Annotated in this window: 8 protein-coding genes; 4 read left to right on the top strand and 4 right to left on the bottom strand. The window is 62.6% G+C overall.

Going from position 1 to position 15,082, the window contains the following annotated elements; all coding sequences use genetic code 11:
• Positions 1-22: 22 nt before the first annotated feature.
• The 4 genes from FHW73_RS13005 (at position 23) to FHW73_RS13020 (ending at position 6,884) form a co-directional block, all read left to right on the top strand.
• Complete coding sequence (locus tag FHW73_RS13005) at positions 23-1,648, top strand: hypothetical protein (protein ID WP_183427173.1); 1,626 nt, start codon at positions 23-25, stop codon at positions 1,646-1,648.
• Between the two features lie 310 nt (positions 1,649-1,958).
• On the top strand, positions 1,959-3,173 hold the full coding sequence (cml, locus tag FHW73_RS13010) for a CmlA/FloR family chloramphenicol efflux MFS transporter (protein WP_183427174.1): 1,215 nt from the start codon (positions 1,959-1,961) through the stop codon (positions 3,171-3,173).
• 131 nt (positions 3,174-3,304) lie between these two features.
• The gene (locus tag FHW73_RS13015; protein WP_183427175.1) at positions 3,305-6,478 is read left to right on the top strand and encodes a hypothetical protein; all 3,174 of its coding nucleotides are present in this window, start codon (positions 3,305-3,307) and stop codon (positions 6,476-6,478) included.
• A gap of 133 nt (positions 6,479-6,611) precedes the next feature.
• Entirely contained in the window at positions 6,612-6,884 is a 273-nt protein-coding gene (locus FHW73_RS13020) for a hypothetical protein (RefSeq protein WP_183427176.1), read from the top strand.
• A 188-nt stretch (positions 6,885-7,072) separates the two neighbouring features.
• On the opposite strand, the gene FHW73_RS13025 is transcribed toward FHW73_RS13020, so the two are convergent.
• From FHW73_RS13025 to FHW73_RS13040, 4 genes are all read right to left on the bottom strand, one after another.
• Complete coding sequence (locus tag FHW73_RS13025; protein WP_183427177.1) at positions 7,073-11,953, bottom strand: RHS repeat-associated core domain-containing protein; 4,881 nt, start codon at positions 11,951-11,953, stop codon at positions 7,073-7,075.
• A gap of 1,056 nt (positions 11,954-13,009) precedes the next feature.
• Positions 13,010-13,486 (bottom strand): hypothetical protein, encoded by a 477-nt coding sequence (locus FHW73_RS17370; RefSeq protein ID WP_221187558.1) that lies wholly within the window; start codon positions 13,484-13,486, stop codon positions 13,010-13,012.
• Positions 13,487-13,682: 196 nt separating this feature from the next.
• Positions 13,683-14,132, bottom strand: coding sequence for a hypothetical protein (locus tag FHW73_RS13035; protein WP_183427179.1), 450 nt, complete (start codon positions 14,130-14,132; stop codon positions 13,683-13,685).
• 82 nt (positions 14,133-14,214) lie between these two features.
• The gene (locus FHW73_RS13040; RefSeq protein WP_183427180.1) at positions 14,215-14,802 is read right to left on the bottom strand and encodes a hypothetical protein; all 588 of its coding nucleotides are present in this window, start codon (positions 14,800-14,802) and stop codon (positions 14,215-14,217) included.
• Positions 14,803-15,082 lie beyond the last annotated feature (280 nt).

Here is a 15,082-nt window from a genome sequence, read left to right on the forward strand (position 1 = left end):
GCGACCCGCTAAAGTCCGACAAATGAAGATTGCTGCATGGCTCAAGGAAGGCGGGCAGGCGCTGATCGACGCCTGCGCTCCCCGGCGTCGCACGCTGCGTCAGCTGCGTGCGAAGTGGGGGATGCCCGGAGACAAGGACGCGGACGGCGCCAGTCGCCTGTTCGATCTCACGCGGGAGGCGGCGTCGGTGCCGGTTGTGGACGATCAGACCTGGATCGACCTCGAGTTCCCGCGACTGTTCGCCGACATCGACACCAGCCAGAGTCCATTCGGTAGCCAGGTGCTCTATCGACAACTCCGGTTCTACGCGGCCTCGCCCGCCGACGCCGCCACGCACTACGCCAGTTGCAAGACACTGCAACGCGACGCCCCATTCCGGGAGCGACTTCAACTTGCGTTGACCAACCTCGATCTCGACGCAAACTGGCATCTCGCGCGATTCATCTTCGGCTCCTCACCACAGATCGAGAGAATCCATCGGCTGTTGCCATGGTGGAGCCTGTGCTGCCTCGCAGTCATCATTGCCATGCTCGCCTCTATCCTTCCGATCTGGGTCTGGCTGACCATGATCGCACTCAACCTGTGGCTGATCGTCCGATGCTCCGCCCCGCTGTTTCGCGACATCGAGATGCTCAAGGCATGCAGCCGGATGGTACGCAGCGCACACCGCCTGGCCGCGATCCGCGATGGTGCTACGTCGATTCCTCAACTGGCGCGGCTTCGGAATCAAGCGCTTCTTCGCCGCAGGATCCAGCGATCGTTGGGATGGATCGGCGTGCTGTACTCGCCGCTCGTGCAGAGCATCGCGGTGTGGCTGAATCTACTGTTCCTGGTCGAGCTGGCTGCCTACGCCAGGACCGTCACCCGCTTCGAGCAGGTTCGCGAGGAACTGGCGGCGACCTTCGAGAGCGTGGGCGCACTCGACGCAGCGATTGCGGTCGCCTCCTGGCTCGAACGCCAGCCATTGCATTGCCAACCGTCGATTTGCAGCACACCTCGGCTCCATCTGATCGATGGCATCCACCCGCTAGTCGCAAGACCAGTGCCGAACTCGATCCGACTCGAGACGCGCTCAGCGTTGATCACCGGATCCAACATGGCCGGCAAGACCACGTTCATCAAGCTCGTCGGCATCAACGTCATTCTCGGCCGCACCTTGGGCATGTGCCTCGCACGCCACGCGGTACTGCCGAACACGAGTGTGATGGCCGTGATTCGCGGCGATCATTCCGTTGCTTCGGGCAGGAGCCACTACTTCGCTGAGATGAAGGCGATCCAGACCTTCATTGCCCAAGCGGACCAGGGGCGCTGCCAGTTGTTTCTCATCGATGAGTTGTTCAACGGAACCAATACCGTCGAACGCCTGGCCGCTGGCCGCGCAGTCCTCGAACGGCTCGGCACCAGGGCACAGGTCCTGGTCACCACGCATGACGTCGAGCTCCAGGACGACGTGTCCGGCCCGTACGACCGCTACTACTTCCAAGAGGATCCGGAGGTCGACGGCTGGTTCGATTACCGCCTGCATGCCGGCCGGGCGACACGGCACAACGCGATCCAACTGCTGGCACGCAATGGATTCCCCCCCGACCTCGTCGCTGAGGCACTCCGCTATGCCGACGCGTACGCGGCAGAAGGGGCCCGGACGTAGACACCAGCGAACCACCGCTTTACACAGCTGTGCCTGGATGCCGACAGCGTCGCGAGCACCGGCGGATGGCCGCAGCGACGCAGCCACGGCGCGCCATTCGGACCTCGCCTGCCTGGCGTTCGCCGTCGAGGTTGACTAGAGTCCGCAGATCAACCGCGCGTTCCAGCATTCCGACATGGCAGCAGGCCCGTCCACAGATCGCTAAGCCGCAGCGACGTGTTCCATCCGTCGTTGCGGCGGTCTTTCCTCGATCTCCAATCACCGAGCAGGCAGATCGCCGCCAGATTCCACGCTGCGCGAGTGCCTTGCCATGTCCGGAAACAATGCCCAACCCTGGGCCTACTCCCTGCCATCGACATTGCTGTTGATGGTCCCCTTCGATCTGCTCGCCTCACTGGCGATGGATGTGTATCTGCCGGTGGTCCCGCAGATGCCGGCCGCGCTGGCCACCTCGCCGACGATCATCCAACTCACGCTCAGCGCCTACATGCTGATCCTCGGCCTGGGCCAGCTCCTGTTCGGCCCACTCTCGGACCGGATCGGGCGACGCCCCGTCGTGCTGGGCGGTTCAGGCGTCTTTGCGCTGGCCTCCTTGCTGCTGGCCATCACCAGCAGTGGCGGCCAGTTTCTTGTGCTGCGCGTGATCCAGGCCCTGGGCGCCTCCGCCGCGCTCGTCGGCACGTTCGCCACCGTGCGCGACGTGTATGCCGACCGGCCCGAGAGCACGACGATCTACGGGTTGTTCAGCGCGATCCTGTCGTTCGTGCCGGCGTTGGGCCCGATCCTGGGCGCGGTGGTGGCGCTGACCCTGGGCTGGCGGGCGATCTTCGCCCTGCTGGGCGTGATCGCTGTACTCGCGCTCGTCCGCGCATGGCCGCGCTGGCACGAAACACTCCCCAGGCCCGCATCGAAGCAGGAGCCGCGCCTTGCATCGATCCTGCGTAACGGGGCCTTCTGGGTCTACACGATCGGCTTTGGCACCGCGATGGGCAGCTTCTTCGTGTTCTTCTCCATCGCGCCCCGTGTGCTGATGGACGGTGCTGGGTGGGGCCAGATGGCTTTCAGTCTGGCCTTCGCCTCTGCGGCACTGGCGATGATCCTCACCACGCGCGTCATCCCGCACTGCGTCAAGCGCTGGGGCATCCAGGGCTGCTTTGTGCGGGGAAGCGGCACCCTGACCGCCGGCGCGATGGTGCTGGCCGCACTGTCCGCATGCACTGCACCCAGCTTCGTCACCTTCGTCATGCCGATGTGGCTGATGTGCGTGGGCATCGTGATGGTCGTGTCCGTCACCGCGAATGGCGCGCTTGCCGATTTCGCGGATGCGGCCGGCACCGCCGTCGCGCTGTACTACGCCATCCAGAGCCTGATCGTCAGCGGCGTGGGGACCCTGTCGGTGCTGATGTTCAATGGCGCGACGCCCTGGCCGCTGGTGGCGTACGGTCTGGTCATGCCCACGGTCAGCCTGGCCGGCTTCGCCGTCCTGCGCCGGACATCGGCCTTGGGACGGCGTCCGGGAGACTGAATGTGACGCGTGTGGCGAACTAAGACCTCTGGGTTAAGGGGCGCCCCTAGCTCGCGCGCCACGCACGCCTCTGGACAATGGTGCACGCGCCCCGATGGGCGCGTTGCCCATTCCAGCCAGGGAGCGAACCGATGGCGATCGATGGCATCAACGGAGCCCGCGTCTCCGACACCTCCAGCGTCCCCGCCGACTACACCTCGCCCAGCCGCGCCGAGCTCACCGAACTGGCCAAAGCGCTGCACGATGTGGGCGAGCGCAGCGGCAAGAAGGACGACTACGACCGCCGCCTGCAGGCGCTGGCCTCCGAGTTCCTGCCCACGCTCAGCCAAGAGGACCGCGGGCGCTTCATGGGCGCGATCCTGGACCGCGACACGGGCGCGCTGAAATCCTGGCTGCAGAGCGACCGGCTCGACAAGCTGGTCGACGACGGCCGGCTCGGCGAAAGCGACCGGCAGCGGGTGGTCGACGCCGTCGAGCGCGGCTACGCCGATCAGCACGTGGAGCAGGACAAGGCGTCCGAGTTCATCGACACCGCGAAAGTGGACAAGGCGAGCGACCGGCCATCGGACGCCCCGAGCAAGGACGACCTCGTCGACCTGCACAAGTCGCTGCACGATGTCGGCGAGCGCCGCGCCCGAAAGGACGACTACGACAAGCGCCTCGCCGCGCTGGCCACCGACGAGCGCTTCCTCAGCGGCCTGGACGACAACGACCGCGGCCGGTTCATGGGCGTGGTGTTCGAGCGCGACAAGGGCGCGCTCGGTTCCTGGCTGCAGAGCGACCGTCTCGACAAGCTGGTCGACGAGGGCCGCATCGACGATAAGGATCGCAAGCGCGTCGTCGACAGCGTCGAGCGCGGCTATGCCGACGGTCACATCGACGAGAGCCGCGCCTCGGAGTTCATCGATACCGGCAAGGCCGACGAGCGCGCACGCACACCGCCAGCCGGTGACGACAAAGACAAAGACAAACCCGCCCCGAAGTCCGTGACCGAGGACGGCTACAAGGTGGCCGGCGCCAAGGAGGACGTGGTCTACGACGACATCAAGCGGGTCTCGTATCCCGGTGAATTCGAAGACGGCTGGCTGCGCGTGGAGACCAAGGGCGGCGACAAGCTCGCGGTCGGCCCGTCGGACGCCCCCGACCTGCACGCGCTGGCCGAGCGCAAGTATCTCGACGACGGCCAGGGCACTGTCGACCAGACCCGCGAGAACGCGCGCCTGCCCGCGGCCAAGGACACCGACCTGTTCGCCCTGAAGACCGATGTCGAACAGGACGGCGAAAAGCTCAGCGTCGGCGAGGCGGCGATGAAGCTCACGATCGACGAGATCAAAGGGCGCAGCGACCTCTACGACGGCAGTGCCCAGGCCCAGTTCCTGCGCCTGGTCGAAGCGCGCAGCGCGGTGACCAACGGGCGGCCGATCCATCCGGTCTACGAGGACCGCATCAGCGGCGCGTTCAAGAGCACCCGGACCCGCACCGAGAATCTCGTCCGGCTCGAACAGGCGGACATGCAGGAGATCTTCGACGAGCGCGCGGTCAACCGCGAACTCGATGCCGCGATGCGCAACGAACAAGTGGCCGAGCTCTACCAGTCCAAGCTCACCGAGGCGGTCGGCAAGGTGCCCGAAGACGAGCGCAACAAGCTGGCCGACCGTCTGGAGAAGGTCGTCGGCAGCGCCGATTACGTGAAGGAAGCCAACCAGCTCAAGGCGAGCGAACGCCCGTTGGCAAAAGCCGATGTCGAGGACGCGCTCTCGCAACTGGCACTGATCGACCCCGAACGCGCCGGCGAGGCCGGCCAGACCTTCGCGCTCAATGCGCTGGCGGGCGAAATCGACACCGTATTCGCCGATCCCGAGCTCGTGACGTCGGAGGCACGCGTCGACGCCGTGGATGCGGGCCTGGGCGCGATCAAGAACGGCATCGACAAGGCCAAGCTGCCCTTCGACATGGCGGACAAGCTCGACAGCGTGCTGAAGGCCGACAAGACCGTCAAACAGGACTTCTCCAAGCTGCTCGACGGCATGCGCAACGGCGGGCACGACGACATCGACCAGGTCTTCTCCGACACCATGTTCGCCAGCGACAAGCGCGCCCAGGCCGATATGCGCAGCCTGGTCGGCGAGCTGTCATCGAACGGCCTGCTGCCCGCGATCACCGGCGCCATCGGCATGACCCAGACGATCCGCTCGCTGGTGAGCGACGGCTTGGGCGAAACGCCGGAGGAAATCCTCGGCACCGTTGGTGGCGTGCTGGGCATGGCCGCATCGCTCGAAAGCGGGCCCACCCTGCTCAAGAACGTGGCATCGACCCTCGACGGCTCGGCGACCGACCTGCTCGGCATGCGCAGCGAGGACACCAAGCGCCTGGGCCTGGACAGCGTCCACACCAACCAGGCCACCCGCGCCTACCGTGACGCGGTCGCCGACGCACCGCACGGCCCCGGCAAGCTCGCCGTCCCGGACCAGGACAAGATCGCCAACGGCCTGAAGGACCGACTGGGCGACGCCAGCGACAGCAAGTTCGACCGACGCGTGGACGCGACGATGAAGGTCGCCTCCAAGCTCAACGGCCACGCGACCGGCATGCTCGGCGTCGTCACCGGCGGCATGGGCCTGGGCGATGCCGACTCCGAGGCCGACCGGGCCGCCGGCGTGCTCGGCGTCATCTCCGGCTCGGCCGATGCGCTCACCGGCATCGTCGGCGATCTGACCAAGGACGGCCAGCTACGGCCGGGCGTGAACCGGTTCCTGGCCGCCGCCGGCGGCGAAGGCGCCGCGGTGGCTGGCCAGCGCATCGCCGGCGCGATCGCACGCGGCGCAGGCCCGGTGGGCTTCGTGCTGACCGCCGTCTCCGAACTGGTCTCGGTGTTCACCGGCAACGCCAAGGCCAAGAAGACCGCGAACGAACAGCACGACTGGTTCAACGCACTGGCCGACGACGGCGTCATGCAGTCGGACTGGAACGTCAAATACGACTACGCGCGCACCACGCTGGGCGAGTTCGACAACCTGCACAACGACCACGTCAAGAACGCCCGGGCGCTCAAGAGTGCCGACTGGGGTGGCCGCCAGGCGCCGGAGGACCGCAGCATCTTCGACTTCCACCGCGACGAGTTCGCGCACTTCAAGCAGGAGTGGGAGAAGAACCGTGGCGCACCGACTTACGTCACCTTCCTCGACCCCGACAAGCGCAAGGCGGACTTCAAGCGCGAAGCCGACGCCATGGATGAGGTAAAGGCCTACATGAAGGAGCATCCGACCTATCACCCGGGGCATAACGATTGGGTGCTGGACCCCTGATGCCAAGCCGCTATCAGACTGATCGCGCGCCCGGCTCCCAGCATCCAGGGCTAGTTGGAGCTAGTCAGCGGCAATAGATCTGCTGCGTGCGCTCAGATTTATGGTCCCCGCCTCTCGATCGAGATCGGGAGGCATGACCATGCCGAAGTCCAGTGGGATCGCAGCGCGAGATGACCGTGCGGAAGCTTGCTGCCCCTCTACCGAGCCAATGATTCTCAGAATCGATATCTACCCGGAACAAGAAGTCCTGGCGACCGCCGCCATCAAGAATTCTGGATTGCTGCGCATAACCCTAACTAAATCCACCTGCTCGAACAAACATCACAAGCGAGATCAAAGCGAACATCACAAACAGCAAATGAGAGATCAGGAATACGACAAGCACAAATCGATCAAGTACGCCTGATGTCCTGTACACGTCAGTCCAGCCGAGATAGGGAAACTTCTTCAGGAAGACATCTCTCTCCAAGAACTCAGGGCTGCCAAACCGCTCCCAATCACGACGTCTTCGCACCCGAAGACGAAAAACTGCAGCCTCTCTTGTCACCATCATGACAAGAAGAAGAAACACACACAACATTGATATCCAAAACATCACCTGCCGCACCCACACTCACTCGAAACCGGCGCCCCCATAATCTTGGCTCCACCATACAGAAGCGACATCGACGCGTCCCATCCTGCTTGCCCACCAACCCCGGCACTTGCGACAGAGCCAATACGTAGATTTATGGCAGAAGCCCCACCACCCACAGCAAAGCTCGCTCCTGCCATATAGAACTCCCCCTCAAGATCTGAAGCGTCTGGATACATAATGTTTCCACCGGTCAAGGTGACTTGCGAGACCGTAAGAGCGACCGGAGAGCCAATCGCGACACCGGCGCCGCCAAGAGCCACTTTCGCCGACACCATCTGGCCATTCACGCACTCGGACGTCAGACTTGCTATTCCCATGGCCGCACCAGCTCCTCCGCGACCGCCACTACCAATAGTTATTGTTCCACTCCACCCTACCAAACCCAGAGGATCGACGAACGAGTTCGGGTTTCCTTGCACGTAGGAATACGTATTCATCCCTCCGTTCAGGCCAATGGGATCGCTCTGCAAGTACGTCCCGGTACGTCCGTCGTAGTCGCGGAAGCCGTTGTACCAGAAGCCGGTCTCCGCATCGTAGTACTGCCCGGGGAATCCCAAGTTGTAGTCGCCGATCGTGCTGCCGAGCACGGCGCGATCATAGGCATAATTTGCGGCGTACCAGCGATGTCGACCGCTCGTGTCGGTCACTATCTCCGGGCGCCCTAGCCGATCCGCATGCGTGAAGTACAGCTGCCCACCGCGCACGAACCCGATCGGCTCGCTGCCCATCCAGATGTGATCGGTCCACTGCCCACCCGTCACCTCTGACATCAGCGTGTTTTGTCCACCGTACACGAACCGGGCGCTGCCCAGCGGCCCACTCTTGGCTGTCCTTTGGCCAAGCGCATTGATCGCATATGTCGTAGTACCGGCCGGCAGATGGATATCGGCATAGTTGGGGTTGGTGTAGGAGGCTGCCACGTCTCGCTGCACCGACACGAGCCGGTTGAAGCCATCGTAGTCATAGATGGTTGTCGAGCCTACGAATTGCTGTCTCGCTCGATTTCCCCGGCCGTCGTAAACCAACGTCTGGTTCGCTGCCACCGTCATCCGATTGCTGTTGCTTGCGACCTGGTAGCCCTCGCCATGATCCCACTGATGAAGCGTCCGATTGCCGTTGGCATCGAACGTAAAGCTCTGGTTTCCCACGGGCGAGGCGATACTGGTCAACCGCGACAAGGGGTCATAGCCGAAGTTCTGGTTGTACTGCGTTCGAGACCAGTTCTGGATCGAGGTGACTTCGTCAAGGGCGTTGTAGCCGTACGTGTGACCAAGCCATCCGTGGTCGTGCGTGATCGTCAAACGGCCGTCCAGGTCGTACTCGCGATCCTTCACAGTGGCGTTGCCGTACATCATTCGCGTCATCGCCCCTGTTGGCGAGTACTTGAACTGATCGGCGACCGTGCGGGTGACACCGTTGATCGTGGCCTGGATCACAGCCAGCCTGCCGCGGTGGTAGCCGTAACCGACCGATGTGCCACTGGCGTAGCTGATGCCGCCCAGACGACCGACCGCATCGTATGCGTAGTGCGTCCAATCATCCGAGGACGGCGTTACATCGCGTGTGATGGCGATGGCGCCCTCAGGGGTATAGCCGAAGTGGCGGGTGCTCGTCGGAGAGTCGGCGTTGCACAGCCGGCCCTTGCCGTTACCACACCAGTCGTACCCGTACGCAAGTGTGTCACTCCCACTGGTCGCCCCGGTCAGCCGACCCAGCCCGTCGTAGGTGTAGGTCAACCAGCTGCCGTCATTGCGCGTCATCCGGGTGTTCAGGCCTGCCGCATTGAACTGGAACGTCGTGACGCCAGTGTCGGGGCTGGTCTGCTTCAGCACTTGGCCGAAACCATCGATCACGTAACTCGTGGCGTTTCCGCGCGGGTCGGTAACCTTGGTCGGCAGATCGAGCGCGTTGTACTCGTAGTACGTCGAATAGCCCAGTGCATTGACCGTTCTGACCAAGCGGTTCAGCGCATCATAGTGATGCGTTGTGACATGGTTGTAGGCGTTCTTCTCGGTGAGAACGCTGCCGTTGAGATCGTAGGTGTAGGTCGTCAGCTGGCCATTGTTACCTCGCACCCCACGCACGCGGCCGAGTTCGTCGTAATCGACGATCCGACGGTAGGCGATACCGTCAGTGGACGACAGCGCACCTACAGATGTCTGCGGGCCAGACACGATATCGATCTCGATCCCCACCGGCTGTTGGCAGATGCCCGTATTGGGATTGCACCACCCACCCCCGCCCGGCGGCGGATTGGGAGGCGGATTCGTGCTCTGGATCGCCGGAATCCGGAAGCTGCCAGAGGCCGCGATCGTCAGGTTATTGCCGCCAACCGGCGAAATGCCATGGACGTAGATCGTCTTGCCGCCGTGCTGCTGGCGCATCGCTGTGGTGATCGGGATATTGAACCGGTGCGCAGTTCCCTGCGACTCGCAGGCCTCAGCCACGCCAGGGTCACTGGGCAGATCGGCGATGTATCCGCTGAAGCCGATCCCCGCCCCCGCGGGGCCACCCAGATACATGTGTACCGGGATCGGTGCATCGTAGTACGACGCGCAGGCCCAGCCCCGAACCACATAGCCCGCGCTCTCGCTGCCGGCCACGCCATCGATCACGCCCCGAATGGTGCTGTCCGGCGGCGCGGGCTGCAGGCCGCTGCGCACGACCGTCTGCGTTACCAACGACATTGGGTCAAGGGTGTACTCGATTACCGCGTGGCTGCCGCCATCTTCCGGCTCGGACTCGGCCACCAGGCGCCTCGCGGCGTCGTAGGCGTAAGTCCGCACCTGGCCATCGGGTCGTGTAACCGCACCCAGCAGTCCGCTGGACAGATATCGATATGTGGTATCGGCAGCGGTGCCAGTCGGGAAACGGCGGGCCCGGACCAGCCGGCCGCGCGCGTCGTATGCAAACTCCGCCACGTCACCATTCAAGCCGGTGACCTTGCCAGGTTGCCCAAGTGCGTTGTGGTCGGCGAAGGTCACAGCGCCGATGCTGCTTTCCTGGGCGGTCAGCGCCCCCGTTGCGTCGTAGCGGCTGACCACCTGGTCGGCGGTACCAGCAATCGGCCCGTCGACGGTCGTCGATGCCAGCATGCCATTGCCGTGTACGGTGTACGCAAAGGTGGTCTTGCGCGCCTGCCCGGCCACGCCGTTCGCGCTGAGATTCTTCGCAGCGACCGACGTCAGCCGGTCCTTGCTGTCGTAGGTCCACGTGGTTTCGACCTGCCCCGGCAGCGTCTGCCGGGTCATCCGATTTGTCGAGCTCCAGGCGTAGGTCGTGGTCCGCTCGACTGGGGTGCCGACCGCCTCGCGCAGCTCCAGCAGCTGCGCCTTGGCGTTGTAGGTCGTGTACGTCTTGTTGCCGTTGAAGTCCTCGGCAATCGACGGGTAACCGTTGGCATCGTAGACAATCGCCTTGCTGGCCGCCGCGCAGTGCGCCGATGCGAGCCCGATGGTCGCGATCAGCCTGCCGTTCTCGAACTCGTAGCTGGTCTGTTTGCCCAGCGGATTGGTCACCACGGTGCGTCGGATGGTGCCGGTCGGCGCGCTCGCGGCCACCGCCATCGGCGCCACGGCGGCCGTGCGCAGACGGTCGCCGATCGAGAGCGGATGCGTGCAGCGGCCCGTGTTCGGATCGCAGCTGCCACCTGCCGGCGGCGGCGGCGGCGGTGGGGGGGCCGGGGATGTGGACGGGTTGAGTTCGTAGGCAAAGGTGTAGCGCTCGACACCGCCGGCGTGCTCGCTCAGCGTGGCGCGCCCATTCGCATCGTAGGCAAAGTTGGAATAGCGCAAGCCGTTGAACGACTTACCGGTCAAACCACCCGGAAAGCGCGCATCCTCGTAGTGATACTGGACCGTCGTGCCGGGCGTACCCGGCGGGTTCGCCGTCGCCAGCCGATGCCGGCCACTGCCGAGCGCATTCGCCGTGTAGGTGAAGGTATAGGCATTGCCCCCCGGATCGGTCACCTTCGTCAGCTGCCCATTGGTCCAGGTGAACTGGACATAGCGCCCCGAAGTATGGGTGACCCGCTGCAAGTAATTGTTGCTGTAGCTGAAGGTCCACGCCACGCCCTGCCGGCTGGCCAGGCGCGTGATATAGCCGTTGGCGTTGTACTGCTCGACCAGCCCGTCTTCGCTGTTGTGCGTGTAGACGTTGCCCGACAACGTGACGTAGGCGATGGCCTGCGCCTTGGCCTCTTCCCAACGCCCCAAGGCGGTCCGCTGGAACTTGATGCTGCGCCCATCGGGACGCTGCAGCCAAATATTGGCCGCGTTGGGGCCGGGCTCCGCCGACGCGAGCGAGTAGTCGAAGTTGCTCAGCCAGTGTCGGCCAAAGATCCCGGTCCCGGTCCAGTAATGGTTATAGGTGCGCGTGAGCGACAGGCCCATCTCGACATCGGCCGCGAAGTCCGTCTCGAACTCGACCTTGTTGCCGGTGGAGAAGACGACCGGATTGCCGGCCGTCATCGCCGCGCCGGTGGTCTGATCGCATGGCATCTCCGGGTCGCGGCTCTGGCTGGGCGCGCCTAGATCGCCGAGATTGGGCCGGATCGCGCTGACGACTCCCAGCGTCGGAATCCGGCCGCCCCCGCGAACGCCGATGACCCGGACCGCGTCGAAGTTCACGATCCCGCCGCCGCTGCTCCCACGAGGCGCCGTAACGCGTACGGTTTCCATCGGCGTGGGCGCGCTGACCTCCTCCGAGACCTTGACGGTCCCCAGCGTGCTGATCGCAGAGGCCAAACCGGGTGCAAGCGCAAGAGCGACCAACGTCGCCGCCACAAGCTGCCGCGTCTTCCCACTGCCGATCCGCACCGGCCCGCCCTTCCTGCGCATGCACCACTCCCTGGCACAACCAGCGGATGCCCCCTGCATCGCGCCGCGTGCGAGCAAGGAAACTGCACCTCGTAGGTATCGATGTCAATAGGCTGCAAAGGCTCGTAGCGGAAACATCGCATGAAGCCCTTTCGCCCAGCACGGAGTCTGGACGGGCCCCGATGTTCATCGGCTCGCCGAAGTCGAGAAGACCGCCAACAAACAGCACGGCTGACTCAACGCAATGGCCGACGACAGCGTAACGAAGCCGGACTGGAACATCGAATACAACTACGTACGCACGATGCTGGGCGAACTGGACAACCTGCACAACGACCATGTCAAGAACGCCCGGGCGCTCAAGAGCCCGACTGGGGCGGCCGTCAGGCGCAGGAAGACCGCCGGATCTTCGACCTCCACCGCGACGAGTTCGCACACTTCAAGCAGGAACGGGAGAGAACCGTGGCGCACCCACCTACGTCACCTTCCTCGACCCAGACCAGCGCAAGGCGGACTTCAAGCGAGAAGCTGACGCCATGGATGAAGTGAAGGCCTACATGAAGGAGCACCCGACCTACCACCCGGGGCATAACGATTGGGTGCTGGAGCCGTAGGGCTGAGGCAGGAGCACTTAGCGGACCATTAGCGCCTAGGGCGAATGCCAATGGGCCTTATGCACCACCTTGCCATCCTCACCAAGCTCGACTGACCAAGCTTCAATCCCAAAGCTCAGCCTGTTCTCAAACCATAGACGCTCTTTGCAAATGCCGCCGCAAGGCTTTGAGGCATAGTGTGCGAACAGCTTTTCCGGTCCCTCGACCACATCAGGGCCTCCTAACGCCCGGAGAACCGCATGACGGTCATTGCCCAAACTAATCGTTTCAAACGCACGTAAGCTGCGCCTAGACGCCGAAGAGCACGAGAGCAGATAGGTAGCTATGAGTCCGGCAAGAAATAAAAGTATGACTCTCATCATCGTGCTACCTGCAAGATTCGGAACAGCATATACGTTAGTAGCACCTGCACATTACATCCACCGCAGGACAACATCATACCACTTGCTGGACAAAGTTCGGTTCACCTGTATCCCATCGAACTCATTACAGATAAATCACTCTTCCTGATTCGATACTCCCCGCCGCCGCCAGTCACATTCTCGAAGGGCGGGACACGCCTCGGCAAGAAAACGACAACATACAGCTCATTCGTCTGACTTACGCCCATGTCATAGTTGCCTGGATTGCGAGAGAACACTAAAAGCTCGATCGTGTCTTCGGAGATCGGATGCTCCGAATACCCCCTTTCAAGATCGACCTCAAATCGCGCATAAGCAATAGCAGCTGCCTTGGCGACGTTCACGATGGAACCATTATCAGCAGCACGAGCAATACTTGTGCACGACATCACTGCCCATAGCAGAACGATGAATACTATTTCTCGACGTCGAGAAATCACAAACCCTCCTTGACTTGCTATCAGGGAAGCCGTCGCACCCTCATACGAGGGCGCATAATTCGCCACAGTTCCGATTTCATCGACAGGAGCAAGAGGCACCATCCGATCTCCATATGCACTTCGGACTACGCCGCCCTAAGACAGTCCCACCTCCCGAATGGGCCAGGTTTCATCGGGCTTCGACCTCACACCCCCATGAATCAGCGCCCCCCAAACCAGTGATCCATCTTCCTGCCGCAAAGCGACAATCACCCCACAACGGCGGAGAGACTAAAGAGCAGTTGAACCTCTAAATTTACGCGCTCCGGTCAGCGTAATAGACAGGAGCCATTGCCCTCAGATAGTCATCAATCGATTCAATTTCCCCCTGGATAGTTCGCCCACGCTTCTTTGCAAGACGGCCGAGCTCGCACAAAAGAATCCCGCAGCCGGAATCCAACTCATTGCCGCGACGAGGCGCAAGCTCAACAGAAAAACGATCCTGAGGCCTCAGCTTCCTAACCGGCAAGCCGAGCTCCTGAGCAGCGTGCTCTAACAGCTCGATCACTAATACTATTTCTAGCCCACTTTTCTTGTAGTAGATGGCAAAGATATCGTCCGCCGATAACTCTTCGCGCGCATCAACCATCGCTGACATAGCTATCCTCCTGCCGCACCCGAGCAACCGCAGTAGCCCAACAGCTCCAACGCCGTAGAACCGTTCGCGCACTTGGATCTTAGATTCTTCTCGGATCTTCATGCTCACCCCTTACTGCTTGTTCGATCAACCTCTCGCCACGCATGCTGGTCGATCAGTAGCGAATCAGCAATCACACCGACGCCGTCATTCAGGACCAGAACGATCTTCTCGCATTTCGGCCAATCAATAGGAATATGAACGGACCGAGCATCACCCTTACCACATCGATAAAAGCGGCGCGAACCACATGACCTTGGACCCTCATCACGCGCGAAGCACCAAAGAATCCAGAGAACCTGCCGCGCAACGCTGCACGAAGATAACTTCCAACAGCCGCATGGTAATCTTTATTAACAGATTCATGATACTCGGCAAAGGCCAGGTCAACCTCGGGAGACCACTTGATCTCACTTGCCGCACTGATCGCCTTCAATGCCGACGCCCCATTGGGAACACCCCCCATCTTCAATAGCACGCGAGCCAAGTAAAGCAACGGCGCGGAATCTTCATCCCCGACGAGATGAACAACATGGCGGTAGTGCCGCGCCGCTTTGCTAAGGTCAACCTCGACATCATCGCCTCCATACTCAAAAGCGAGGCCCTTCATAAAATGGGCTGCCGCCTCATGAGAGCCGTTGCGCTCCCCTAACACAGCATCCAGAAGACTTAGGCACAGCTTGATCTCTCCTGCTTGAAGAGCCCGCGTAGCCGCGCGAATCGACTCGTCTGCACTCACAGCCCGCTCCATACCGGTCCTGCCTCCCCTTCCTGCCTTGATCGCTCGCCAATCCGCTGAAAGTCCTGGACATCGCTGCCACTGACCAGACCATCTTCCCTTAGGGCACTGTTCCCAGAGCGACGCACGGGTGAAGACACGCTCCTTCTTGCGCGACCTGCGCAGCGCGGCTCGTACGGCAGCAATCTCAGGCCCGGTCGCAAGGGCAGTGGCAACACCCATAATCGCGCGATAGCTCGCGGCGCCAACAGAATGCCCGAGATCGTGGGATCACTTTACG

It is taken from the genome of Luteimonas sp. RC10 (genome assembly GCF_014192745.1).
In the GTDB taxonomy this organism is placed as follows: Bacteria; Pseudomonadota; Gammaproteobacteria; order Xanthomonadales; family Xanthomonadaceae; genus Luteimonas.

What these genes read in the sequence shown, in the direction of transcription:
- cml (WP_183427174.1), top strand. Translation starts at nt 1,959, where the DNA reads ATGTCCGGAAACAATGCCCAACCCTGGGCCTACTCCCTGCCATCGACA.
- FHW73_RS13025 (WP_183427177.1), bottom strand. Translation starts at nt 11,953, where the DNA reads ATGCGCAGGAAGGGCGGGCCGGTGCGGATCGGCAGTGGGAAGACGCGG.
- FHW73_RS13015 (WP_183427175.1), top strand. Translation starts at nt 3,305, where the DNA reads ATGGCGATCGATGGCATCAACGGAGCCCGCGTCTCCGACACCTCCAGC.
- FHW73_RS13005 (WP_183427173.1), top strand. Translation starts at nt 23, where the DNA reads ATGAAGATTGCTGCATGGCTCAAGGAAGGCGGGCAGGCGCTGATCGAC.
- FHW73_RS13020 (WP_183427176.1), top strand. Translation starts at nt 6,612, where the DNA reads ATGACCATGCCGAAGTCCAGTGGGATCGCAGCGCGAGATGACCGTGCG.